20 protein-coding genes are annotated in these 23,663 nt (G+C 58.4%); 15 read left to right on the top strand and 5 right to left on the bottom strand.

Translation table 11 applies throughout. From position 1 onward, the window contains the following. The first annotated feature begins 139 nt into the window (after window positions 1-139). The 3 genes from QML71_RS11125 (at window position 140) to QML71_RS11115 (ending at window position 5,520) form a co-directional block, all read left to right on the top strand. Window positions 140-3,247, top strand: a complete 3,108-nt coding sequence (locus tag QML71_RS11125) for an FG-GAP-like repeat-containing protein (protein WP_282011999.1) — start codon at window positions 140-142, stop codon at window positions 3,245-3,247. A 90-nt stretch (window positions 3,248-3,337) separates the two neighbouring features. Then, the gene (locus QML71_RS11120) at window positions 3,338-4,789 is read left to right on the top strand and encodes a cryptochrome/photolyase family protein (protein ID WP_282011998.1); all 1,452 of its coding nucleotides are present in this window, start codon (window positions 3,338-3,340) and stop codon (window positions 4,787-4,789) included. Between the two features lie 215 nt (window positions 4,790-5,004). Next, on the top strand, window positions 5,005-5,520 hold the full coding sequence (locus QML71_RS11115) for a hypothetical protein (protein ID WP_282011997.1): 516 nt from the start codon (window positions 5,005-5,007) through the stop codon (window positions 5,518-5,520). 96 nt (window positions 5,521-5,616) lie between these two features. On the opposite strand, the gene QML71_RS11110 is transcribed toward QML71_RS11115, so the two are convergent. Beyond that, window positions 5,617-6,042, bottom strand: a complete 426-nt coding sequence (locus QML71_RS11110; protein ID WP_282011996.1) for a hypothetical protein — start codon at window positions 6,040-6,042, stop codon at window positions 5,617-5,619. Between the two features lie 527 nt (window positions 6,043-6,569). On the opposite strand from QML71_RS11110, the gene QML71_RS11105 reads away from it, so the two are divergent. Together QML71_RS11105 and QML71_RS11100 are read left to right on the top strand one after the other, a co-directional pair. Next, window positions 6,570-7,112, top strand: a complete 543-nt coding sequence (locus QML71_RS11105; protein ID WP_282011995.1) for a DUF2059 domain-containing protein — start codon at window positions 6,570-6,572, stop codon at window positions 7,110-7,112. A gap of 58 nt (window positions 7,113-7,170) precedes the next feature. Beyond that, on the top strand, window positions 7,171-7,527 hold the full coding sequence (locus QML71_RS11100; RefSeq protein WP_282011994.1) for a hypothetical protein: 357 nt from the start codon (window positions 7,171-7,173) through the stop codon (window positions 7,525-7,527). Window positions 7,528-7,564: 37 nt separating this feature from the next. On the opposite strand, the gene QML71_RS11095 is transcribed toward QML71_RS11100, so the two are convergent. Continuing rightward, window positions 7,565-9,241 (bottom strand): ArnT family glycosyltransferase, encoded by a 1,677-nt coding sequence (locus QML71_RS11095; RefSeq protein WP_282011993.1) that lies wholly within the window; start codon window positions 9,239-9,241, stop codon window positions 7,565-7,567. Window positions 9,242-9,550: 309 nt separating this feature from the next. Between QML71_RS11095 and QML71_RS11090 the strand changes: the two genes are divergently transcribed. The 6 genes from QML71_RS11090 to QML71_RS11065 all read left to right on the top strand — a co-directional run bounded on the left by QML71_RS11090 (window position 9,551) and on the right by QML71_RS11065 (window position 16,710). Beyond that, a complete protein-coding gene (locus tag QML71_RS11090; protein WP_282011992.1) occupies window positions 9,551-10,681 on the top strand; it encodes a VOC family protein in 1,131 nt (376 codons plus the stop codon). Continuing rightward, window positions 10,678-11,529, top strand: coding sequence for a fumarylacetoacetate hydrolase family protein (locus tag QML71_RS11085; protein WP_282011991.1), 852 nt, complete (start codon window positions 10,678-10,680; stop codon window positions 11,527-11,529). The genes QML71_RS11090 and QML71_RS11085 overlap by 4 nt, the downstream gene beginning before the upstream one ends. Window positions 11,530-11,535: 6 nt before the next feature. Next, window positions 11,536-12,705, top strand: a complete 1,170-nt coding sequence (locus QML71_RS11080) for a homogentisate 1,2-dioxygenase (protein ID WP_282011990.1) — start codon at window positions 11,536-11,538, stop codon at window positions 12,703-12,705. Continuing rightward, window positions 12,702-13,346 (top strand): flavin reductase family protein, encoded by a 645-nt coding sequence (locus tag QML71_RS11075; RefSeq protein WP_282011989.1) that lies wholly within the window; start codon window positions 12,702-12,704, stop codon window positions 13,344-13,346. The genes QML71_RS11080 and QML71_RS11075 overlap by 4 nt, the downstream gene beginning before the upstream one ends. A 25-nt stretch (window positions 13,347-13,371) precedes the next feature. Further along, window positions 13,372-14,550, top strand: a complete 1,179-nt coding sequence (locus QML71_RS11070) for a thiolase family protein (RefSeq protein ID WP_282011988.1) — start codon at window positions 13,372-13,374, stop codon at window positions 14,548-14,550. A 189-nt stretch (window positions 14,551-14,739) separates the two neighbouring features. Continuing rightward, on the top strand, window positions 14,740-16,710 hold the full coding sequence (locus QML71_RS11065; RefSeq protein ID WP_282011987.1) for an acetoacetate--CoA ligase: 1,971 nt from the start codon (window positions 14,740-14,742) through the stop codon (window positions 16,708-16,710). 87 nt (window positions 16,711-16,797) lie between these two features. Here QML71_RS11065 and QML71_RS11060 read toward each other — a convergent pair whose 3' ends face one another. Next, window positions 16,798-17,628 (bottom strand): hypothetical protein, encoded by an 831-nt coding sequence (locus QML71_RS11060; protein ID WP_282011986.1) that lies wholly within the window; start codon window positions 17,626-17,628, stop codon window positions 16,798-16,800. Between the two features lie 559 nt (window positions 17,629-18,187). Here QML71_RS11060 and QML71_RS11055 point away from each other — a divergent pair. Together QML71_RS11055 and QML71_RS11050 are read left to right on the top strand one after the other, a co-directional pair. Next, window positions 18,188-18,607 carry a DUF2511 domain-containing protein gene (locus QML71_RS11055; protein ID WP_282011985.1) on the top strand — a complete coding sequence of 140 codons (420 nt, stop codon included), beginning with the start codon at window positions 18,188-18,190 and terminating at the stop codon, window positions 18,605-18,607. Between the two features lie 8 nt (window positions 18,608-18,615). Next, the gene (locus QML71_RS11050) at window positions 18,616-18,954 is read left to right on the top strand and encodes a hypothetical protein (RefSeq protein ID WP_282011984.1); all 339 of its coding nucleotides are present in this window, start codon (window positions 18,616-18,618) and stop codon (window positions 18,952-18,954) included. Here QML71_RS11050 and QML71_RS11045 read toward each other — a convergent pair. Beyond that, a complete protein-coding gene (locus tag QML71_RS11045) occupies window positions 18,938-19,135 on the bottom strand; it encodes a hypothetical protein (protein WP_282011983.1) in 198 nt (65 codons plus the stop codon). The two genes, QML71_RS11050 and QML71_RS11045, sit on opposite strands and share 17 nt — an antisense overlap. On the opposite strand from QML71_RS11045, the gene QML71_RS11040 reads away from it, so the two are divergent. Together QML71_RS11040 and QML71_RS14125 are read left to right on the top strand one after the other, a co-directional pair. Continuing rightward, window positions 19,126-21,828, top strand: coding sequence for an ATP-binding protein (locus tag QML71_RS11040; protein WP_282011982.1), 2,703 nt, complete (start codon window positions 19,126-19,128; stop codon window positions 21,826-21,828). The genes QML71_RS11045 and QML71_RS11040 overlap by 10 nt on opposite strands. A gap of 247 nt (window positions 21,829-22,075) precedes the next feature. Further along, a complete protein-coding gene (locus QML71_RS14125; protein ID WP_371832120.1) occupies window positions 22,076-22,342 on the top strand; it encodes a DUF3467 domain-containing protein in 267 nt (88 codons plus the stop codon). 224 nt (window positions 22,343-22,566) lie between these two features. On the opposite strand, the gene QML71_RS11030 is transcribed toward QML71_RS14125, so the two are convergent. Next, window positions 22,567-23,004 carry a hypothetical protein gene (locus QML71_RS11030; protein WP_282011980.1) on the bottom strand — a complete coding sequence of 146 codons (438 nt, stop codon included), beginning with the start codon at window positions 23,002-23,004 and terminating at the stop codon, window positions 22,567-22,569. Window positions 23,005-23,663: the final 659 nt, after the last annotated feature.

The raw sequence follows: 23,663 nt of genomic DNA, 5'->3' as shown, positions 1-23,663 counted from the left end.
GCGTGAATTTCTGTCTAACAGTAGGAAATTGAGAATATTTTGGATACAATGACTTCTTTTCCGATCCCATTCAGCCGCGCTATGTCCGCAACCGCTTTTCCGGATCCTTGGTAAACTTTTTTCCGATTCCCCGATTCCTATGACACGAAACCGACGCATTGTTTTCATCGCCTTGTTTTGCGTGTGCGTGGCGGTGGGGTTTTGGCTGATGTCGCGCTATCCCGCTCTCAGCAGCAAGGCGGCGATGTCCGGTACCGAGGGGTTTGAAGACAAGTTGTCACACGAAGCGTACTTTCACGTGCCTCCGGGCGCGGAGTTGCCGACGCGGATACTCTACACCACACTCAATTGGTACGAGACCAACTGGAAGGGCATGAGTTTCGGCCTGGTGCTGGCCGGCGCGTTTCTCGCCCTGTTGTCGTACCTGCCGAAAAAACCGTCGCCGAACCGTTTCCGCAACAGTCTTCTGGGCATGCTGGTGGGGACGCCGCTCGGCGTCTGCGTCAATTGCGTCGCGCCGATTGCCAAGGGCATCTACGATGCGGGCAGCCGCATGGAAACAGCGCTGGCGGTGATGTTCAGTTCGCCGACGCTCAACATCGTCGTGCTCACCATGCTGTTTTCGATCTTTCCGTTTTACATGGCGGCGTTGAAGGTGGGGGCGACCATTCTTATGGTGCTGGTGATCGTGCCATTCATCTCCAAGGACCCGCCGAGGAAAAAACAGGAAGTGAGGCCGGAAGCGCCGAACCCGATGTTCACCGAGTGCGAAGTGGACGTGCGCAAGGAATCGTGGGGCGAGGCGTTCATCGGCGCGGTGCGCGACTTCTTGCGCTCCTTCAAATACATTTTCGTGCGCACGTTTCCGTTGATGTTGCTGGCGGGGTTGATGGGAGCGGTGCTCAGCCACCTGATCACTCTGGATAATTTCATCGGCCTCAAACCGGACTTTCGCAATCTCGGCGTGCTGGCGGTGCTGGGTACGTTTCTGCCGCTGCCCATCGCCTTCGACATCATGCTGACGCAGGCGATGATGATGTCGAAACTGGCGGACGGCTTCGTCATGACGCTGCTGTTCACGCTGGGCACGTTCAGCGTGTATTCGGCGATGGTGGTGGCGCGCACGTTTTCGTTGTGGGTGGCGGTGAAGCTGTTCGTCATCGTGGCCGCCGTCGGCGTGGGCGTGGGGCTGGCGGCGGACCGGTTCTCGCACCACCAGCACATCCAATGGCTGGAGCAGTACGACGCCTTCATCGCCGCTTCTCCCAAAGAGGCGTTGACGCCGGTGTCCACCGACCTGAACGCCCTCGAACCCCATCCTGCGCCGCAAACCTTCGCGTACCTGCCGACGGCGCCGCGTCACAAGGAGACGGTGATGGAACGGGACGGCGTGCGCATCGAGTCCACCCCTCATCGCGCCCGCAACGTGCATCCTGAAAATGAAAAAATGTTCCGCTCCGTGCCCGGTCCGGAAATGGGCATCACCTATTCCAACCGGCTCAAGCCGGGCAATTTCATCGATCCTTTTTATTTCGGGCGCGGCATTGCGTCGGGCGATATCAACCGCGATGGCTGGGTGGATGTGGTGGTGGCGACCGATGACGGCTTCGAGGTGTACCAGAATATGGAGGGGAGCCGTTTCCGGAAACTGGCTGTGCCGCTGGGGCAGATAGCGGGCAAGGAGGCGATCAACGTGGCGCTGGTGGACATGGACAACGACGGCTGGCTGGACGTGTTCGTCACCACCTTCGACCAGGGCAACCATCTGTGGCGGAATCCCGGCCATGACACGCGTTCGCCGGAGGTGGTGCCGGTGCCCAACGGCGACGCGGTGTTGACCAGCGCGCTGGCATTCACGGACGTCAATGGCGATGGATTCCTCGATGTGGCCAACGGCAATTATTTTCTGGGTATTCTGACGCGCACGCCGGTCGCGGGCGCGACCAATCAACTGGTGCTCAACGATCGGCTGCGGTTCGAGTTGAAACCGCTGCCGGGCATTCCGGGGCAAACGCACAGCGTTCTGTTTTCGGACCTCAACGGAGACGCGGTGCAGGACTTGATGGTGGGCAATGATTACCGCGTTGCGGACACCTATTACTTCGGCGAGGGTGGCGGGGTGTTTAAGAAGATCAAGCGACAGGACGGGACCATCCCCATCACCACCGAGAACACGATGAGCATGGACACCGGCGACCTCGACAACGACCTGGTGCCGGACCTGTACCTAGCCAACATCGGCATGAGCCGCGGCATCGACGTGGTGTCGAACATTTTCGGCACCTTCATGCAGGAACGCGGGCGCACGTTCTGCAATGCGGGCACGCAGGTGTTGGAGGAAAAGGAATGCGGTGACCTGATGAAGCTGGTGACTCTGCTCAATCCGGAAAAGCAGGATATCCATGAACGGTGCAGCCTGCTCGACAACCACCGCGACATCGGCGATTGCATGGTGACGCGCATGGCGCTTTTGGCGACGCGCACGGACGACCCCAGCCTGTGCGCGAAGATCGATCCGAAGCACGTGCTGGGACGCAGCATGTGCGATCTGTATTTCGAAGCCGACTGGCAGCAACTCAACCGCGATGAGGAAATCCGGTTCCGCACCATGTCGAACGTTCTCCTGAAGGGGAATGCCGGGAACACCATGGAAGACGTGTCGGAGAAGATGGGCGTGACCACGGCGGAATGGAGCTGGAACGCGCGCTTTGTGGATTTGGACAACGACGAGTGGCAGGATTTGTATGTGGTCAACGGCGTGCTCATCATGCAGGAGTTCACCTCCAACAACTTCTTTCATAACCAGCAGGGCAAGACCTTCGTCCCGGCGGAGGAGGCTTTCGGCCTGCAGGATTTCGATCACAGTTCCGCCTACACCTACATCGATTTCGATAACGACGGCGATCTCGATCTCATCATCAACACGTTATACGGTCCGTTCAAGGTCCTCATCAATGGCGAACGCGAACGGCACAGCGTCACCGTCCGCCTGCGGGACGGGCAGGGCAACCGGGACTGCATTGGCTGCCGGGTGACGATCCATTACGGCCCCGAAGGCGCGCGCCACCAGATGCGCGAAATCCGCGCCGGGGGTGGATTTCACTCCTTCGATGCGGCGTTTGCGCACTTCGGACTGGGCTCTCACGACACCCTTCAGGGTATTGAAATCCGCTGGACCGATGGCACCTTATCCCGGATTGTCGAATCTTTGCCGGCCAACCGCGACTACCTCATTTCCAGAAATTGAGGGGACAGGGTGGATTTCCAACAAGAAATCCGCCTAAATTGAGTTGCTGCGGGCTACAATGGGAGGATTCTTTCTATTCGGATGTCCCCCATGGCGATGTATCAACGAGCTCTCTGCTGGGTCCGCCGGGATCTGCGCCTGCGCGATCATACGGCTTTGGCTGCGGCCACGCGCCAGACCCGCGAGGTCATCGTTGTGTTCGTGTTCGACACGAACATCCTGCGCAATCTGGAAGACAAGGATGACCGCCGGCTGACCTTCATCCACCATTCCTTGCAGGATATGCAGAGACGGCTGGTCAAAAAAGGATCGTCCCTGCTGGTGTGCCACGGCGATCCGGTGCTGGATATCCCGCGGCTGGCGCAGGACCTCAAGGTGCAGGCGGTGTTCACCAACCGCGACTACGATCCCTATGCGCGCAAGCGCGACCGCATCGTCGAGCAAAAACTGAAAATCTCGGACGTCGCGTTTCATTCCTATATGGATCAGGTTGTGTTCGAGCACCCGGACATCGTCACGCGGCAGGGCGAACCGTATAAAGTGTTCACTCCCTACAAGAACGCGTGGCTGGCGGCGCTGCGGCCGGAACAACTGGTGGAAGAGAAACCGAATCTGAAGCGGCTGGCTCAGGCGAAGGTGTTCGAAAAATGGAGCGATCCGTGGAGCCTGAAAGCGCTTGGCTTTGAGGAAAACGATCTGTGGTTGAAAGCGGGTGAAGAAGGGGCGCGCGCCGCCTGGAAAAAATTTCAAAAGCACATGCACCGCTATCATCGCGACCGCGACTTCCCCAGCCGCAATCACGGCACCTCCGGCCTGTCCGCGCACCTGCGCTTCGGCACGATTTCCATCCGCGAGCTGGTGCGCACCGCCCTGACCCAGAAAGATGAAGGCGCCCGCGCCTGGCTGACGGAACTCATCTGGCGCGATTTTTATCAGACGATCCTCGACCGCTTTTCTTATGTGGTGCGGGGTGCGTTCCGCTCCGAGTACGACCGCATCCAATGGCCGGGCAAACCGGAGCATTTCGAGAAATGGTGCCGCGGCGAGACCGGTTACCCGCTGGTCGATGCGGCCATGCGCCATTTCGAGCGCACCGGATGGATGCACAATCGGCTGCGCATGGTGGTGGCGTCGTTTCTGGTCAAGGACCTGTTGATCGACTGGCGTTGGGGCGAGGCGTGGTTCGCGCGCAAACTTCTGGATTTCGACCTGGCCTCGAACAACGGCGGCTGGCAGTGGTGCGCCTCCACCGGCTGCGACGCGCAACCTTGGTTCCGCATCTTCAACCCCGTCACCCAGTCCAAACATTTCGATCCCGAAGGCCGCTTCCTCCGCGCCCACCTGCCGGAGCTGGCCGGATTCTCCAACACCCACATCCACTGGCCGCACGAGGCGCCTGCCTCCGAGCAGGAAAAAGCGGGGTGCCGGTTGGGGCGTGATTACCCCACGCCGATCGTGGACCATGCCGCACAACGCGAAAAAGCCCTGAAACTGTTTGAAGGCGTGTCCCAGACCGTGCTGGCCCCCGTAGAAGAATCCTGACCTTCTCGTTCCTTATTTCCCGCAGTTCGGCGACTATTACGACTGGCTGGTCGATGTGAGTCAATCGCTTTGAACTGAAGACGCTCGCCCCGCGCCACGCGCATGCCGCGCTTCCGGTTTGCAAAAGGGATTAGACCTTTCCGGTATTTTTTGCAAAAATACGCGGACGGGTCATCGCCCTGAGTCCCTTCATAATCCGTATCCCTCAATCCCTTATGTTCTGGAACCGCTACCCGGGTTACAGTTTGCTGACGGTGGCCCTGGCCGCCCTCAATATGTTTCATGGCGGCGTTTTTCTGGCATCGTTGGTGACAGGGCTGATGAGCGGGGTGTTGTGGGCGGTGGACAAGCAACAGTGGGCCCTCCTGTTTCTTGCCATCGCGTTGGCGGGCGTGTCGCAGCAAGTCATTTCACGTGTGGCCCATCTGTGCGGGATCCGTTGCCTGCGCCTCAGGAAGGGCCATTACCAGGTGCGCAATCCGCGTACGGGCAAGTGGCTGGACTGGGACCAGGTGCTTTCGTTTGAAAAGGCCGCTTTCTCCGACGTCGATCCCTTTGCGTTGCACGCGTTCTATCCCGGTATCCGTTTCGCCCTCAAAAAAGATCCCGGCGCCGCCCACGACGGATTGACCCTGGCCGAGGACCACTTTGGTCCCGGTATGGATCCGGTGCGCGACCGCGTGTTCGAAGACCTGCTCAAGAAATACCCCCACCAGGCAGTGGATGTGTGAGAGCACAACCCTGCACCGCCCCGGTCCTTTCAGGAAACCGGGGCAGTGATGGGTGCTCTGGCATGCGTCCACAACATGGAAGCCGGTTCTGGCGGTTTATTTGAAGACCGCCAGGTCATCCTTTTGGGGCGGAGGGTTCACCGGCAGTTGAATGCAGCGCAACTGGATGTCCGCCTTCGGCCCAAGGTTGATGATGACAGCCGCATCTTCCTGCGGCACGTTGTGGCCGTGGAACTTGGCGGTCATGATGGTGCCCGGCAGACTGAACGCACGGCGTTCCCGCGGATTCAACAGTTCGTCCACGTACACCTTGTGGCCGAGCACGACTTTGAGGTCCGCCGTCTCTCCATCCAGGTTTTCCACGATGAAGTCGGTCTTGCAGCGTTGCGCTTCCCCCGGTTTGATCACGGTCATTTTTACCGTGGCCGGAGTGGTGGTGCTTTCCTCAGCCAAAAGTGTGCCCGGGAAAATCAGGCTGGCCAGCAGTGCGAATACGGGTATCCAAAATAATCGATGGTTCATGATCCAACTCCCTTGAAAAATGGTAGAGGATGGATGTCCACCTGTGGAGCGCTTCTTCTGTTGGACACGGCAGGTGGAAAAGGTTCTGTACCCTTCAATATGTTCCCCTCAACGCATTTGGCAAGCGCCTTTTGTCCCATGGGAACCAGGCAGGGAGGCGGGGTATTCTTCTTGTTTGGGTGGCGGGAAGGGGTGGAGAAACCTGTCGAGGGCTCAAATGAGGGTAAAAAGATGTGATTTTACTGACAAATTTTGTCAGACTCTATCCCGCTCTGCCCATGTCGCTGTCCGAACCCGTCGCACCGGCTGCCATCACCACGAGCACGACCGAGCCTCAACCTTCGGCGACCTGTGACGGTTCCGATCCGTTCAACTCCGTTCAACCCAGCCTGCATGTAATGTTCAAGCAGACGGTTTTTCCAAATCAAGGCCTGGCCCGCCTCGGGGTGCCGGGCCTTTTATTTTGGCGTCGTGGTGCAAGCCTCCCGTATAATGAAGGTCCACTTGGACTTGAGAGGGCACACTCTATGAACTGGATCAAAAACGGGGTGGTTCTGGCGGCGGGGCTGGCGATCTGGGGCCTGTTGGGCGCCGGGCTGCTGCATGCCGACATCGATCCCGAAAAGGAGCGCGACATTCGCAAGCTGCTCCGCGTTTCCGGCATCTACCAGCAATTGGATTACATGAAAGAGGGTGTGCTGAATTCCTACGGCAGCATGGTCGCCACCGCTTATCCCGATGCCCCCCAAGCCTTCTGGGACGACTTCTACGACCTCATCGGCGAGGAAGAAATGAAGACGCTGATCGACCGCGTGGTCCCCGTTTACGATCACCACATGTCGCACGAGGTGATCCAGCAATTGATCGGGATGTTTGAAAATCCGTTCTGGGAAGAATGGAAAAAGAAAATGCCGATCATCAGCCGCGAGGCCGGACAGGCGGGCAGTGACTGGAGCCAGGAATTGATGCAGTCGAAAGGTTTCAGGCGACAGGTGGATGCGCTGGTCGAAAAACACAAACTGGAAGCTTCGAACTCAGCAAACGGCGAGCCTCGTTCACAGACCGAGTGACGCGCTTTCCACATCCTGCAACCTCGACGGCCGCAGGGTCGCGGTGGAGGAGACGAGAATGAACACGCGTAAAGTGGTAACAGAGTGGGTTCTTCTGATTGTGAGCGGACTGGTTTTGCTGTTTCTCTCGGTAGCTCCTCTCGGCGCGGAGCCCATCGCCTCCGAGTTCAAGTCCAACCCCGATTGTGGGGAAACCGCCGCGCCGCAGCAAAACGATGCGGAGCAGACAACCTCTCCCGCCGAATGCCATCCCGGCGCCGACCTCGACCCGAAAGGCGACACGGATTCCGTCCGGTTCGACCCCGGTTCCGAGGGCGACCCCGGCACGCCGGGTGACGAACAGGCATCCCCCCAAAAACCGCTGCCGCAATGCTCCGACCCGTTATACAAGGAAGCCAATCCGGCGCTGTGCTGACCGGCAGGGATGAGCGTCTGGTGTGAGCCGGGCTTTTTCAGGGCCGGGTTTTGTGGGATGTGGCGACCGGGCTCAGTTCGCCGGGCCGTTCGTAGATGGCGAAGGAAAACACCTCGTAAGGCCCGATGTCATCGTAGTGTTTTCTCAGGCGCAATCCGGGATTCTTCGCCAAGACTTCATGGATGGGGAATATCCGCGTGCTGGCGACGAAGAACAGGCGTTTGCCCTTCAGTTCCTGAATAGCAAAACGCCGCCTGTCCCCTGGCTGATACTTGGAAGCGGCAACCACAAACTCCTGCGCCGATTGCAGGGAATGGGGAAAAGGCAGCGCCTGCCACGGTTCATAGAGGGCGATGCCCGGCTCCTCTTTGAGGTACAGGTAGAGGGCATCGCTGGGAATGCCGCGCTTGTGAGTGAGGAAGACGCCCAGCGGTCCCTGGCGACGCTCGTCTTTCAGGAAGCGGACGGCATCGGCCAGGGCATACGGTCCCTGCGGATAGCGCACGTACTGCCAGTGGTCGATCTCGGTCCAGGCGCTGGTCTCCGGTGCGGTGAGGGAGTGGGTATCCCAACGCCAGACCGGTACCAGGCAGACCACGCCCAGGACGACGGCGGCCACCCCGCCGATGAGGGAGGAACGGGGGCGCAGGGATGTTTCAATATGCGACATCAGGCAGCTCAAACCCTGAGCCGCCAACAAAGCCACCGGCGGCAGGGCCACCAGAAAATAACGCGGGTACGCCACCTCGGCAAAGATCAGAAACACCGCGGTCGGCAGGATGAACCACAAAAACAGGAACAGGGCCGTCCGGTCGAGATCCCGCAGGCCTTTGACCAGACCCACCAGCGCCAGAATCATCACCGGTACCGTTACATAGAGCAAGCCGACGTCCGCCAGTTCTCTCAAGTGCGGCAGGAGGCGGGGATGATCGAATGAGAACAGCGCCATCAGCGTTGCAAACAGGGGAACCTCGTGATGCAGCACCTTGCTGGAATGCGAAAAAACGTAGTCCGGTTCGTGCAGCAGGAAAGGCAGCGCGATCACAGCAAAGACGATGCCCGCGAACAGCAGGCGCGACCATGCCATCCGGTTCCTCAAGTCGTTGTACAGCGCCAACGCAAAAACCGGAAACACGAGGAACATCAACAGCGGCGTTTTGGTGAGAAATCCCAGCCCGGAAAACACACCCAGCCCCAACGCCCAGCCCCATGAAGGGCGCGCATCCTTCGCCAGGCGCAGGCCCGCATACAGGGTCCAGATGACAAACGCCGTGAGCAGGGCGTCGGTCAGTCCCAGCCGGTCATGGGTCAGCACCAACGGCAGGGAAATATAAATCAGCGTTGCCAGAAAACCCGTTTGCCGCGAGTCCAGCAGTGCGCCAATCCGGTACACCCCGATTGCCGCCAGCCCTCCCGCCACCACCGAAATCAGGCGCGCTGAGTCCAGAACATTCTCAAACCATCCCAGCGTGATGGCGTTCAGCCAGAAAAAAAACGGCGGTTTGCCGTCCATCGCCGAGACGAACAGGGAAGACGGATCGGTGCGGATGATGTCCGCCCAGCGCAGGTAAATCGCTTCATCGTAAACCATTGGCAGGGCCGACAGGTTGACGAGGCGCGAAACCACATAGAGAACGCCCAGAAACAGCGGGGCGGCCAGAGGGTGTTGCAGGGCCCTGTTCAGGGCGGTGTCTGGAATCGGTTCGCGAGACATAATTCTAACAGATTCAGGCAACTAGGGATAAATATCAAACTTTAAATGGTCCGTACGGCGCGACCCTGCATCTTGTCTGGGACCGCAGGAGGACCGCTTGTGTGGACGGGCGGCACCCATGCCAGGGCGACCTGTCCCGCAGCCCGCGAAGTGCACCTTAACCTATTGAATACTCAATAATTGTATTCAATTTTAAGGCGAATCCCCCGTGCCTCCCGTATCATCTAAATAACAAGTGCCAAGCGTATTTCCGGGACCTATATTCATTGAAGAAGGTTGTATGGGTTCACTAGAGAAGGGAGGCACGGCATGGACAAAGCATCCCGCTTGGGGATCAAAAACGTATTTTCGGTGGAATTTGTGGTCGATTTCTTCGACCGCAGCCGCAGTTTTTATATCGAGAAGATGGGCCTCGTGGAAACACACCGGTCCACGCCGCAGTGGGAGGAGCGGTTCAAGAGCAAGGCCATTTATTTTTCCGCCAACGACGTGCGGCTCATGGTCTCGACGCCTCTGTCGCACCACAGCTACACGGCGCAGTACCTCAAAATTCTATGCCCCGGCATCCGCAACGTCACCTTGCAGGTGGAAGACCTCGACCGCGCCGTCGATTACCTGAAAGAACACAACGCCACCTTCGTGCATCCGGAAAAGGGGGTCGAATCCGACAGTTGCCGCCACCGCTTCGTCACCATCGCCACCCCGATCGGCTTCATGGAGATCACGTTTCTGGAGGTGACGGGCAATGAGGCAGACATTCCCATGTTTGAGAAGGTGCCGCATCCGCCGGCCCAGATGGCGCCGTTCAAAACGATCGATCACATGACGGTCAATGCGCGCACGCTGTACCCCATCTATAATTTTTTCGAACACGTTCTGGATTTCAAAAAATTCTGGAGCGTGGCGTTCCACACGCCGGATCACAAGTCGGGGCGCAAGGGCACGGGCCTGTCGTCGCAGGTCATGTACGATCCGGGTTCCGCGGTGAAGTTCGCCAGCAACGAACCGTTGTATCCGCATTACAACGACTCGCAGATCCAGACCTTCGTCGAGCGCAACCACGGCGCGGGCATCCAGCACATTGCCCTGTCGGTGGACCACCTGCTGGAGACGGTGGAGACGCTGAAGGGCCGCGGCATCGAGTTCCTCGACACGCCCGACGCTTATTACGACATGCTGCCGGAGCGCATCGCCCAACAGAAGATGGGCGATATCAAGGAGGACCTGAAAGACCTGAAGAAGGCGGGCATCCTGGTGGACGGCCAGGACGGCAACTACCTGCTCCAGATTTTTCTGAAGGACGCCTCGGTGCTGTACCACGAGGAAAACGCGGGACCGTTTTTCTTCGAAATCATTCAGCGCTGCGGCCATCCGGGATTCGGCGAGGGCAACTTCCGCGCCCTGTTCGAAGCCATCGAAATGCAGGAGTCGGTCCCATGAAACTGCTGCGCTACCAGGCGCCCGGCCAGCCGCCGCAAGACGGCCTGCTTCATGACGGCAAGGTGTTTCCGTTGATCGGCATGAGCACGGTGCAGGCGTTGAGTCATCTGCACAGCGGCGATCCGTTGTGGAACAAGATCATCGAGCAGCCGGGGTTGCCGCTGGATCTTGTCACGCTGCTGCCGCCGGTGGAGCGACCGGGCGCGTTCATGGATTTTTATACCTTCGAACAACACGTCAAAACCGCGCGCAGTAAACGCGGGCTGGAGATGGTGCCGGAGTGGTACCAGTACCCGGTGTGGTACAACGGCTCGCCGCGCTGTTTCAGTGGTCACAACTCCACCGTTGCCTTTCCCGACGGCGAAACCAAAAAGGATTTCGAGTTGGAGCTGGGGGTGATCATCAAAAAGGAATGCCGCGGTGTGTCGGAAAAGGAAGCGGCGGATTGCATCGGCGCGTACACCGTGGTCAATGATTTTTCCGCGCGCGCGTTGCAGGAGCAGATCATGAAAATCGGGCTGGGCCCGGCCAAGGCGAAAGACTTCAACACCGGGTTGGGGCCGTGGATGGTGACGCCGGACGCCATCCCCGATCCGCGCAACCTCACCATGCGCGCCTGGGTGAACGGCGAACAATTGGCGGAGGGCAACAGTGGCTCGTCGCACTTCACCTTCGAGCAGGCCATCGCCTTCGCCTGCGAGTACCAGACGCTGTACCCCGGCGACGTCCTCGCCAGCGGCACCGTGGGCGGCGGGTGCGGACTCGAACTCGACCGCTTTCTGGAAACCGGAGACGTGGTCGAACTGGAAATCGAACACATAGGGAGGCTGACCCACAAGGTCGGTTGAATCTTCATGTTCCGTTACATGCAATCGGGCAACATCGCTCCCATGCACCACACCGCGCATTATGCGGGATCGAAACTGCTGAACGAATACTGCTTCACGCGGGAAGGGTTTGAGGAACCGTATTCGATCCTGTACCTGCACCACCCGCCGACCGGTGAGTCCATGCGCGAGGTTTATAGTGAGGCCGCGTGGGGCCGTCCCCAGCCGCGCGCCGATGCGCTTCTGGAACGGCGGCATTTTCGCGGCGGCATGGCGGAGCCGGAACACCATTTCATCGCGGCGCGCACGCTGCTGGCGTTCAACGACGATCTGAGTTATGGCCTGTGTCATCCGGCGCAAGAAGAGATGACGTTCTTCGCCAACAACGACGCCGACGAATTGTTTTTCGTTTGCAAGGGAGCGGCGGTGCTGCAAAGCCTGTTCGGCAAAATCCAATTGCGGGCGGGCGACTACCTCATCATTCCGCGGTCGTGTCCGTACCGCTTCCGGTTCGAGGCGCCACCGGGCCTGCTGTACGTGGAGGCGAAGCGCGATATCGACATCCCGCAGGAGTTCCGTCACGCTGCCGGGCAGATCAAAATGGATGCGCCGTATTCCGAGCGCAGTTTCAAACTGCCGGAGTGGGATGCGGACTTGTTTGAAAACGAGGAACCGGTGGCCATCGTGCGCAAGCGCCAGGGCGCGTTCACGCGCACGCATTATTCCGAAAACTATTTCCGCATGGAAGGCTGGGACGGGTACGTCTATCCCTACGCCATCAACCTCGACGCCATCCAGCCCAAGACCGGGCGCGTGCACCTGCCGCCGACTTCGCACCTGACGTTTGCCGGCGGCGGTTTCGCGGTGATGAGTTTCCTGCCGCGTCCTTTGGATTTCGACGCCAAGGCGGTGCCCTGTCCGTTTTACCATTCCTCGGTCAACTGCGACGAGTTGCTGTTTTATCATTCCGGCGATTTCACCAGCCGCAAAGGCATCGAGCAGGGTTCCATCAGTTACCATCCGTCGGGCATCCCGCACGGCCCGCACCCCGGCGCGTATGCGGGCTCCATCGGTGCGAAACAGACCGAGGAGCAGGCGGTGATGGTCGATACCTTCCAGCCGATGACGTTGACGGCGGCAGGCGAGGCGCTGGAAGACCCGGATTATCCCAAAAGCTGGCAGGAGACCCGACCATGACCCCACACCACGGCTATTCTTTAATCCGTCCGGAGGACCACTTCTGGGTGGAGGTGTATCACCTGATGAACTCCATCGTGCAGCCGCGTCCCATCGCCTGGATTTCCAGCCTGTCCGCCGACGGCAAACGGAACCTGGCGCCGTTCAGTTATTTCAACATCTGTTCGATGAACCCGCCGATGGTGTCCAACTCCATTTTCTTCAACCGCGACGGGTCGGAAAAGGACACCTTGAAAAACATCAAGGCTACCGGCGAATACGTGGTGGGCGTGGTGTCGTTCGAGGCGTCGGACAAGGCCAACATCAGTTCCGCGCCGTTCGACTCCGGCATCGACGAATTTGAAGAGGCGGAGGTGGCTGTCGTTGAGCGCGGCCCGGGCAAACCACCGTTCATCGCTGAAAGCCCGGTGCAACTGGTGTGCGAACTCAACCGCACCGTGCCTCTGGGCAGCGGCGCGGGCACGGGCACGCTGGTGCTGGGCGACGTGCGCGAAATCCATCTGTCCGATAGCCTGAAATCCGTCGAATGGCAGAAAGGCATTCCACCTGAAATGCTGAACAATGTCGGCCGCATGGGCGCGGATTTTTATACGAAGACCACCGACCTGTTCCGCATGGAACGCCCCACGGTCAAAAAATGACCCTCCTTCCGAAAGGTCTCACATTATGAGCCGGGAAAACTCCCACAGCTACCTGTACAGTGCAGTGCGCACGCCGATCGGCCGCTTCAACGGGGCGCTGGCGCCGGTGCCCGCACCGGAGCTGGCGGCGTTCGCCATCCGCGAAGCGCTGAAGCGCGGCGGTTTCGACGGCGCGGATATCGATGAAGTCATCGTCGGCAACGTGTTGCAGGCGGGGGTGGGGCAGGCCCCGGCCCGGCAGGCGGCGCTGCATTCGGGCATCCCGGATACGGTCGGCGCGACCACCGTCAACAAGGTGTGTGGCTCCGGCATGAAGGCGGTGATGATGGCCGATCAGTCGATCCGGCTCGGTCAGTCCGATTTCGTCGTCGCCGGCGGCATGGAGAACATGAGCCGGGCGCCGTTCCTGGTGCCGCACATGCGGCGCGGTCACAAGCTGGGCAACGCGCACATGGTGGATGCGATGATCCACGACGGCCTGTGGGACCCGCACGAAAACCGGCACATGGGCGAACTCAGCCAGATGCTGGCGCACCGTTTTGGCTACGACCGTGCGGCGCAGGACGCCTACGCCCTGCAAAGCTACACCCGCGCCCGCGCGGCGATGGACAAGGGCATTGTTGCCAAGGAACTCATCACGGTGCCGGTGTGGCACCGCACCTACACGCAGACGGTGGATCACGACGAACAACCGCATGCGGACGATCTCGAAAAAATGGCGTCGATGCCGCCGGTGTTCGAAAAGCCGGGAGGCACCATCACCCGCACCAACGGCGCGAAATTGAGCGACGGCGCGGCGGCGTTGATCGTCGGCAAGCCGTCGGCGCATCACAAACCGCTGGCGCGCATTCTCGGTTACGCCACGCACGCGCAGTCGCCGGACACCTTTGCGCTGGCCCCGGTGGAAGCGGTGCGCAAGGTGCTGGAAGCGTGCCAGCTCAAGCTGGAAGACATCGATCTGTTTGAAATCAACGAAGCCTTCGCGCCGATGTCTTTGGCCGTGCACGATCAATTGGGACTCGACCCGGACAAGGTGAATGTACACGGTGGGGCGATTGCATTGGGACACCCCATCGGTGCGACCGGTGCGCGCATTCTGGTGACCCTGCTCAACGCGCTCACGACGCATGGCAAGCGGCTGGGTTGCGCCAGTTTATGCATCGGCGGCGGTGAGGCCACGGCAATGGTGGTCGAACTGGTGTGACGCAGTGAAGTTTTATCTATATGGAGAACTCTGTTGAAGGCTTTAGAAATTTAAAACATAGATTCTTCGCTGACGCTCAGAATGACAGGACTCGTATCATTGTGTCATTCTGAGGAGCGTGAGCGACGAAGAATCTATGTGGTGATGTTTTCTGCTTTCAAGATTTCTCCTTTAATAAAGGAGAAGGTGATGAACCCGATCCTTTGGCGGCCTGCGAAGTCGCGGGTCAAGCATTCTCACATGCAGCGGTTTCTGCAATCGGTCAATCGCGAGTTCGGTCTCGATATCAAAACCTATGCCCAGCTGCACCGCTGGTCGGTGAAGCGGCTCGAACAGTTCTGGGAATATTACCTGCGCCAGTCGGGCATCGATCTCATCCTCCCGCCGAAACAAACCCTTTCCTCGAAGACCCTGCCCGGTGCGGTGTGGTTCGACGGCGCGGAGTTGAACTACGCGGCCAACCTGTTAAAAGGTCCGGGACAGAAGACGGCGATCCTCAGCCGTTCCGAAACGCGCCCCACGCAGCGCATGAGCTTTGAAGAACTGCGCCACCAGGTGGCGTGCTTCGCTTCCGGGCTGCGCCGTACAGGGGTGGAGCCGGGCGACCGCATTGCGGGCTACCTGCCCAACATCGTGGAGACGGTGGTGGCCATGCTGGGCACGGCGGCGGTGGGCGCGGTGTGGACCTCGTGCTCGCCCGATTTTGGGTTGCAGGGCGTGCTCGACCGTTTCGGCCAGGCGGAGCCGAAGGTGCTGATCACCGTCGATGGCTACACCTACAACGGCAAGCGTCACGCCCTCGATGACCGGATTCGCGAACTGGCGCCGCAGCTTCCCGGTCTGCGCGATGTGGTCATCGTGCCCTACCTCGATCCCGATTACGATCCGTCATCGCTCGGCCTGCACCAGGCGATGGCGTGGCGGGAGTTCGCACGCGAAGCCAGTGATGTGGAGTTGCGTTTCGAGTCGGTGGGCTTCAACCATCCTTTGTTCATCATGTATTCCTCCGGCACCACGGGCCTGCCCAAAGGCATCGTGCACGGCACCGGCGGTACGCTGTTGCAGCATCATAAAGAACACGCGTTGCACACGGACATCGGGCCGGAAGACGTGGTGTTTTATTACACCACCTGCGGCTGGATGATGTGGAACTGGCTGGTGTCGGCGCTGGCCCGGCAGGCGACGATCGTGTTGTACGAGGGCTCGCCCGCGTATCCGTCGCTCGACGTGCTGTGGCAGCTGGTGGAAGAGGCGGGCATCACCGTGTTCGGCACCAGCCCGAAGTATTTATCCATCAACCGCGAAGAAGGCAAGATGCCGGGGGAGGTTGCCGACCTCTCTACGTTGAAGGCGATCCTGTCCACCGGTTCGCCTCTCGATCAGCAAAGTTTCGAGTACGTGTACCGCGCGGTGAAGCAGGACGTGCAGTTGTCGTCGATCTCCGGCGGCACCGACATCATTTCCTGTTTCATGCTGGGCAACCCCATGTTGCCGGTGCGTTCCGGGGAGATCCAGTGCCTGGGCCTCGGCATGGACGTGGTGGCGTTGAACGCCGACGGCAAGCCGGTGGTGGGCGAGCAGGGCGAGCTGGCCTGCCGGTCGCCCGTGCCGTCGATGCCGGTCGCGTTCTGGAACGATGCCGACGGCGCACGGTACCGCAGCGCTTACTTCGAGAGGGTGCCGGGGGTGTGGCTGCATGGCGATTACATAACAATCACGGAAGAGGGCGGCGTCATCGTGTACGGGCGCAGCGACGCCACGCTCAATCCCGGCGGCGTGCGCATCGGCACCGCGGAGATCTACCGCATCGTCGAGAACCTCGATGCGGTGCGGGACAGCCTGGTGATCGGCGTCGAGGAAGACCACGACATCCGCGTGCTTTTGTTTGTGGTGCTGGTGGACGGCGTGGAGTGGGATGACGCGGTGCAGCAATGCATCCGGCAGGCGTTGAAAACCGAAGCCTCGCCGCGCCACGTGCCGCACGAGATGTTTGTGGTGCAGGATGTGCCGAAAACGATGAATGGAAAAAAGGTGGAACTGGCCGTGCGTGGCGTGTTCATGGGGCGGCCGGTGGCCAATCGCAACGTCATCGCCAACGCGGAGTGCCTGGACGAATACGAAAGCCTGCATGCGCAGCGGCTGGCGGCGCGCGACGCATGAGAGCGGTTGCCGCAACCCCGGCGTGAGGGATTGGGGGTATCCCGTCACGCCGGATGGTTTGCCAGGTGTGACTCGATGGCGGCGCCGTCACGCTCCGACCACGAGCGGGTAATAGTTCCGCATCGCTTCGCGCTGATGGCGGTCGCGGTCCAGTCCCAGCCAGAAGGTATGGATGGCGTCCAGCGCCTTCTCACCCGCGCGCAGAAACTTCTCGCTGTCGAACCCCGGTTTGTTGTACGCCTGTTGCAACTCCTCCAGCACGTTGTCGCCGTGTCCCTTTTCACTGTTGAAATGGAACTCGAAGAAGTCGAGCGGGATGGCGGGATCGCCGTAGGCATGACAGGTCTCGTTGTAAATTTCGAGGCCGTCGATCAATTCTTTCCAGAAATTGTTGGCTTCCTCGTTTCCCCTGCCAATGCCCCACGCCGCCCAGGATTCGATGGCGTAGCTGGCGCCGCGTCCGACTTCGCCGTCCTTGCTGCCGTAGGTTTCTTCCAGGCCGCTGATGAAACGGCGCGTCGAGGCCGAGGCCGTTTCCCAACTGCCCAGCATTTCCGCATTGAGCCCCAGAGGCTGCGCCGTGTCGCGTAACCAGTTGATGTGCGCCCAACGGGTTTTGAACGGTTGGTCCTCTGTGGTGCCGTCCGGATTGATGTGCACGCCGAGTTCGTTGGCGAGGATGTAGCGGGCGTGGGTTTCCGCCTCCAGATCGGCGGCGTGCATCATCCGCATCATCTGCACCAGCAGGAACCATTTGGAAAACACGGCGAATTGGGTGAACAGGTGGATCAGGTCTTCGAGGGTGAAGGTGCCTTGCCTGAACCATTTGCAGTACGGGTTGTAGGTGATAACGGGATGACGGTGAATGCGCGTTTGAACGGTTTCCCAAAATGCTTCAAAGTCTTTTGCGGAGTTCATGGCAAACCTCTACGTTGTGTTTATGAAGTATCCCAACCAATACCGGCTGTTTTTTTTCATGCAGTCTCTTACCTTTAATTTAGGTCCCGGCAGGGGAAATTTCCATTTAAAGCGGCAGGCGATCGCGCACCCCTCCCCAACAGGCAAATAAACGGGTTAATTCGGAAGAGCGAACTTTTTCCAGGGTGCGCAGGGAATGCTTTTGACTTCGCCGGGAAAACCTGAGGGCGGAACCGAGGACGGGGCGCTATTTTTTTCCTGCCATCGCGGGACAAGCAGGGAGTGGACGTGCCTAAATCAAAGTGCTTTAAATAAAAGGTATTGAGTCAAAAATACTGTCGCCGGACGACCCCTCCCAACCGGATATTATGTTCTGTTTACCCTAAAAAATGAAAGAGCGTTCTGGAGTTTTCAGTTAGACTGATTGCTGTACCCATGTGTTGAAAATTTGGGTGCCATAGGTACTGCCTTGGCCACTGGGGGTGCGCCCTGCAATGGATTCCGAACCTGGGCTGGCATGGGGCTCCCAAAATTGTTGATGACTCCATGAGGGAAGACCATGACCACGATGCAAAAATCGAGTAAGGGCCAAAAGATCGCGGCTGGGGTTTTAGTCACCTTGGCTGCGTTGTTTATATGGTTTGGCAGTAGCGTGAAACCGGATGGTAGTACCGCCGGGCCCGCCGGGCCCAACCCGGATATTTCCAAGGCGACGTTCCAGGGCGACTGGCCGTTCACCCTGAAGAGCGGGAAGGTGCGCTGCGATGAAGGGCGTTATCTGGTTTTTGAATCCGGTGGCACCACTTATGCTTTAAACGGTGTGGCGGCTTCAAGGGAGTTTCAGATCATGGGGAAAGGGAAGATGTACGAGCCGCTGGAAAAAATCTGGCGGCCGGACCCGAACCCGGATTTTGCGAAGGCGGGATTGAAAGTCAATGTCGGCGATGTGATTCAGCACGCTCAAAAATTCTGCCCGTGACGGGGGTTGTGTTGCGCGCCGGCGCTCTCATCTTCATTCTGGCCGTCACTTTGGCCGCCCCGGACGATGCCTCCGCCCACCGCTCCGGGTGCCACCGCTGGCACAGTTGCCCGTCCGATACCGGCTCCTACATTTGCGGTGACACCGGCCACTGTTCAGCGTGCCCGGACAACCGGTTCTGCGAAAGCGGGCGGCCACGGACCGGCAACAAGCATGAGCCGCCGGAATACGAACCGCCCCCGGCCACCAACCCGAAGCGGCAGGAACCGGAAAAGAAACCGACGCCCAAAAAACCGGAGGCCGTCGAAAATATCAAGGATCCTGGGAGAGTCACCCGCCACCCTTGAGGAATGGCAGGTGATCCTTGACCCAGTAGGCCGCGGCGGCGAGGCCGGAGGCCATGATGCCCACCACCCACTTGAGGCGGTTGACGTCGATGAAATATTTTCTGGCGTTTTGTTGTGGATGGATTCCGGGTTGAATCAAATAAAGTAGAGACGAGGCGCTGCGGCGGTAATATGAGCACATCCAAGAAAATATTTGCGGTGATTTTACTTGTGGGCGGATTGGTGGGTGGCATTGGGTATGGATTGCTCAATCATTCCCAGTCCGTGATTGAAGAGCGCATTGGTAAAGAGATCGGGAACCTGACCGAAAACACCCTGGATTCGGTGGATCGCATCATTTTCATGCGGGTGGAGGAAACCCAGATCCTGGCGCAAGGGTTGTCCTTGGTGGAGGCCGCCCGGAAATCGAATCAGCGTTTTGAAAGCCTGCCCAACCGCGACGCGGACATCCAGCAGATGGACCGGGACTGGGTGGAAGGCAAGGACACTCCTGAAATTCAGGCTCTGCTCAATAATCCTCTATCCCGGGCTTTTGCCGCAAAACGCCACTTTCTGCAACGCAAATACGGCGCGGATGTGTTCAATGAAATTTTCGCCACCAACCGTTTCGGCGTGGTCATTGCCGCATCTCCCCGCACCACCGATTATTACCAGGGAGATGAAGATTGGTACCAACAGGGGGCACGTTCCAAAGACGCTGTGTGGATTCAGGATATCGCGTTTGATGAAAGCACCGATGCCTACTCCGTGACCCTGGTCACCCGGTTGCTGGATGAGAACGATAAATTTATGGGGCTGATCAAAGCGGGTCTCCATATTGTGATCATCCGGCAACTCCTCGATGAGTTTCAGGATCAAGCCTCCATTCAGTCTCTCCGTTATTATCTGCTCGATGGCAAGGGCTCGGTGATCCTGAGCAGCCGCAAGCCGGAATCGAAGGACCGGCGGCATCCGGAACGCATCCAGCCTTTCGGGACGGACCTCACTTCCTGGGAACCGGTGGCCCGGGTGCTGCAAGGAGAGAACGGTTTTTTTTACAGGCAGGACGAAAATCGGACATCCCTGCTGGGTTATTACCGGTCGAAGGGGTTTAAGGGGTTTGATGGCCTGGACTGGTCGCTGGTGCTGGAAGTGGATGCCGATGAAGTGCTGAAACCGGTCTCGTTCCTGCGCACCGGCATGGAAAGTGTCTGGGGGCTGACGGTGCTGCTGGCATTGGTGGTGGGCGGCATGCTTGTGGGTTTCATCATCCGGCCGGTCGAGAAACTGGTCCAGTCCACCACCCGCTCGCGTGAGGGCCTGTCACGGCCTGTTGCGGATTCTTCCGGGGCCACGGCTTCTTTGGCTGAGGCCGATGATTTGGAAACCCTGTCTTCGTCTTTCAAGCGCATTACCGATTCCCTGCAGAGGCACATGGCGGAATTGGAAAATGAAATTTCAACCAAGGCCAGCGAACTGGTGAGTGCGAAGGAAGACGCAGAGCAGGCCAACAGGGCCAAAAGCCTGTTCATTTCCAACATGAGTCATGAAATCCGCACCCCGCTGAACGCGGTGCTGGGCTATGCCCAGATTCTGGAAAAAGATGCGAGCCTGAGCCTGCAGCAAAAGACCAAGGTGCGAAGCATTTACCGTTCCGGCGAGCACCTGTTGCACTTGATCAACGACATTCTGGATATTTCAAAAATCGAAGCACAGCAAGAGGTGGTGAACGATCATGATTTCAACCTCCATGCACTGATGTGCGAATTGGATTCCTGCTACGGCGCTCTTTGCCGCGATAAAAAGCTGGGGTGGAAATACACCATGCCGGGATATGGCCCCATTCCCGTGCGTGGAGACTCCCAGAAAATCTACCAGGTCCTGACCAATCTTTTGGATAACGCGGTCAAGTTTACGGACCACGGAGAGGTGGAGCTCCGCGTTCAACCCACCGCACCGGATCAATATTTATTTGAGGTCATCGACAGCGGGCCGGGCATCGAAGCGGGAAAGCAGGGGCAGATATTTGAGATATTCGTACAGGATGAAGCAGGCCAGAAAAAAGGAGGCGCCGGGCTGGGCCTGGCCATTTGCAGACGTTTAGTCCGGTTGTTGGGCGGGGAATTGAAGGTGGAATCCAAGCCGGGCCGGTTTGCCCGGTTTTATTTTGAATTGCAGTTGCCCGCGTCCAGGTTTTCCCCTCGCACCGGTCCGACCGACCTGCAACGAGCGGTCCTGTTGGCACCGGGTCATAAAGTGCGCGCGCTGCTCGTGGATGACGACGGGAACCATCTGGAAATCCTGCAGGAAATGTTGCGGCGGGTGGGCATCGAAACCAAAACGGCGGAAAACGGTGTCGAGGGCCTCAAGCTGATCGAAGGGTGGAAACCGCACATTCTGTTGATCGATTACCGCATGCCGGTGATGGACGGCATGGAGATGGTTCAGCAGGTGTGCAAGGAATACGGACGCGACCGGTTCAAAATCGCCATGATTTCCGCGTCCGCCTTCGATCACGAAAAGAAAATGTTCCTGGGCAGCGGCGTGGACGCCTTCATTTCCAAACCCATGGTGCGCGAGGAATTGCTGGATACGATACGTCGGCTGCTGGATGTCGAGTTTGTGCATGCCCCGGACGATGCCGACAGCGGCGGGCAGACGGCCGGTGACGAATCGATCCATTATGGCGGCCTCCGGGTTCCGGCCTCCCTGGTCGCGGATCTCAACGCGATGCTCAGCAAGGGATTGTTCAATGAGTTTGTAGAACTGCTTCACGGAATGGATGGATTGGGGCCGGAAGAAAGAAAACTGGCAGGCAGGTTGCGGCACCTGGCTTCCGTGTTTGACAGGGCATCCATCCAGCAGGAACTGGATTGCATCCCTCCCGACGCCTAGGCTAACGTTGCCCGCATCGTGGGGCGTCTCGATCAATTTCCCGCGCTGCTTCGGGGTGCGGGGCGTCACTCTTGTATTTATTCATGACAGCCATTATGTTAATAAAAAACGTTTCCAGTTTCTGTTCCAGGACTGGGCATTGATATCCACTCGAAAGAGAAGGGGAGACCTTTATGGCGGAAGAAAAAAAGCAACAGCAGCAGGTCCGGGAGCCGGTCCGCAGTCGCAACAGAAAAAGGGACAGAATTTGAAACTGAACTGGGACGACTCCAAGATGCAGACCACTTATACCAACGTGGTCAATGCATCCAGCACGCGCGAAGAGGTGTCCATTTTTTTCGGGACCAACCAGACCTGGAACGTGCCGCAGGACAATGAGGTGACGATTCAGCTCTCCGACCGCATGGTGCTCAATCCGTTTGCCGCCAAGCGTCTGCTGGTGCTGTTGAATAAAATCATTTCCGAATACGAAGAACGGTTTGGCCGTCTGCCGTTGGATGGTGAAACCAAGTGATTGCCTGCTGGGCCCGCCTCGCAGTCATTTGAAAGGTTCGGGAGACGCTGGACCTTTGAAGTCCGTTTGAATACGAAAATCCCCGCTCAGAATGCGGGGATTTTTTTATGAGGAGAAAAAGAGGCAACGACAACCGGTTGCCGCGGCGGGCAAGGCAGGCGTCGCAAGACGGTATCCTCCCCCTCGATTCGAAAGAGGGCAACCACCCGTTACGAAGCTCTTATTTAGCGCGCCGCCAGAATCAGAGGATGGGACGCACCGGGTTGCGGGTCGATGTGGGCCATGGTGTTCGTGCTGGCCTTGATGCGTGCAATGTAGTGGGCTTTCAAATCGCCTTCTGTATTGTCAACGACCAGAAAATAATCTCCCTGCTTGGGAACCACGACCGAGAACTTGATCCGGTCCGAAGAGTCCGAACGGAACAGGGGCTGCGATACATCCGGGAAATTGTTGAAGCCGTCTTTGTCCAGAAGCAGCACCTTGATGTCGCCGTCACTGGCGAACTCGAACTCCAGAGTCGATCCCTGGTTGACATTGAGCAGGCGGGTGGAATTCCATTCGTGGGCAGGGATCTCGGCGTTCATTTCGATGGATTTCTGATCGCCCCATGCGGGAGTGCCGGCCACGAACCACACCAGAACGGTTAAAAGAAGGCGTCTCATAGTTCCCCCTTTTTGGGGGTGGAGGCATCCGAATGCTCGGAACCAGCCCACCCCGCGTTATTCATCAATTCCTATATATGATCAGAATTTTCCTACAAAATGTCAAACGGATTATCCCACGATAGAAAATAAACTGTTTTTGAATGGGGGTGTTTATGTTAAACGCTTTCGCTTCAATGGGTTTTGTAGATTATCGGTTTTCCTTAATGTTTTAACTATTTATGAAATAACAGGTTCCGGTTCATTTTCAAGCAATGGCCGATAAATGTTTCCGTTGACAACCAATATAAATGGGAGTTTAATTCGCTTACCAAGCAGGAAAATAGAATTTTTGGGCAAGTCATTTTTTCCAGGGTTACCAACTGCGGGTCTCAAGCCGAAGAGTGTTGTTGTCAACAGACCGCTCCTGCCTTATTTAGACGGTGGCTGTTGGGTTTGAGAAAAAATCGGTGAGGGCGCTATGCATCATGGGGACAGGGTGATACACGTTCACTCCCATCTGTATCTGCACCCAGTTAACGTTGCGTTGGCTTTGATGAATTCCGGGAGGGGAAGTCATGGCGTATCCGTTTGGGCCCGTTGCGTGTGACCCTGCGTCTGTACAGGAATACAACCCAGCGACGCGGCTAGGCCGCAAGCGTTGGGGACGACGGCATACG

It is taken from the genome of Nitrospina watsonii (assembly GCF_946900835.1).
Taxonomy (GTDB): domain Bacteria; phylum Nitrospinota; class Nitrospinia; order Nitrospinales; family Nitrospinaceae; genus Nitrospina; species Nitrospina watsonii.
This window is presented reverse-complemented; position numbering and strand designations above follow the sequence as displayed.

What these genes read in the sequence shown, in the direction of transcription:
- QML71_RS11125 (WP_282011999.1), top strand. Translation starts at nt 140, where the DNA reads ATGACACGAAACCGACGCATTGTTTTCATCGCCTTGTTTTGCGTGTGC.
- QML71_RS11120 (WP_282011998.1), top strand. Translation starts at nt 3,338, where the DNA reads ATGGCGATGTATCAACGAGCTCTCTGCTGGGTCCGCCGGGATCTGCGC.
- QML71_RS11115 (WP_282011997.1), top strand. Translation starts at nt 5,005, where the DNA reads ATGTTCTGGAACCGCTACCCGGGTTACAGTTTGCTGACGGTGGCCCTG.
- QML71_RS11110 (WP_282011996.1), bottom strand. Translation starts at nt 6,042, where the DNA reads ATGAACCATCGATTATTTTGGATACCCGTATTCGCACTGCTGGCCAGC.
- QML71_RS11105 (WP_282011995.1), top strand. Translation starts at nt 6,570, where the DNA reads ATGAACTGGATCAAAAACGGGGTGGTTCTGGCGGCGGGGCTGGCGATC.
- QML71_RS11100 (WP_282011994.1), top strand. Translation starts at nt 7,171, where the DNA reads ATGAACACGCGTAAAGTGGTAACAGAGTGGGTTCTTCTGATTGTGAGC.
- QML71_RS11095 (WP_282011993.1), bottom strand. Translation starts at nt 9,241, where the DNA reads ATGTCTCGCGAACCGATTCCAGACACCGCCCTGAACAGGGCCCTGCAA.
- QML71_RS11090 (WP_282011992.1), top strand. Translation starts at nt 9,551, where the DNA reads ATGGACAAAGCATCCCGCTTGGGGATCAAAAACGTATTTTCGGTGGAA.
- QML71_RS11085 (WP_282011991.1), top strand. Translation starts at nt 10,678, where the DNA reads ATGAAACTGCTGCGCTACCAGGCGCCCGGCCAGCCGCCGCAAGACGGC.
- QML71_RS11080 (WP_282011990.1), top strand. Translation starts at nt 11,536, where the DNA reads ATGTTCCGTTACATGCAATCGGGCAACATCGCTCCCATGCACCACACC.
- QML71_RS11075 (WP_282011989.1), top strand. Translation starts at nt 12,702, where the DNA reads ATGACCCCACACCACGGCTATTCTTTAATCCGTCCGGAGGACCACTTC.
- QML71_RS11070 (WP_282011988.1), top strand. Translation starts at nt 13,372, where the DNA reads ATGAGCCGGGAAAACTCCCACAGCTACCTGTACAGTGCAGTGCGCACG.
- QML71_RS11065 (WP_282011987.1), top strand. Translation starts at nt 14,740, where the DNA reads ATGAACCCGATCCTTTGGCGGCCTGCGAAGTCGCGGGTCAAGCATTCT.
- QML71_RS11060 (WP_282011986.1), bottom strand. Translation starts at nt 17,628, where the DNA reads ATGAACTCCGCAAAAGACTTTGAAGCATTTTGGGAAACCGTTCAAACG.
- QML71_RS11055 (WP_282011985.1), top strand. Translation starts at nt 18,188, where the DNA reads ATGACCACGATGCAAAAATCGAGTAAGGGCCAAAAGATCGCGGCTGGG.
- QML71_RS11040 (WP_282011982.1), top strand. Translation starts at nt 19,126, where the DNA reads ATGAGCACATCCAAGAAAATATTTGCGGTGATTTTACTTGTGGGCGGA.
- QML71_RS11045 (WP_282011983.1), bottom strand. Translation starts at nt 19,135, where the DNA reads ATGTGCTCATATTACCGCCGCAGCGCCTCGTCTCTACTTTATTTGATT.
- QML71_RS11030 (WP_282011980.1), bottom strand. Translation starts at nt 23,004, where the DNA reads ATGAGACGCCTTCTTTTAACCGTTCTGGTGTGGTTCGTGGCCGGCACT.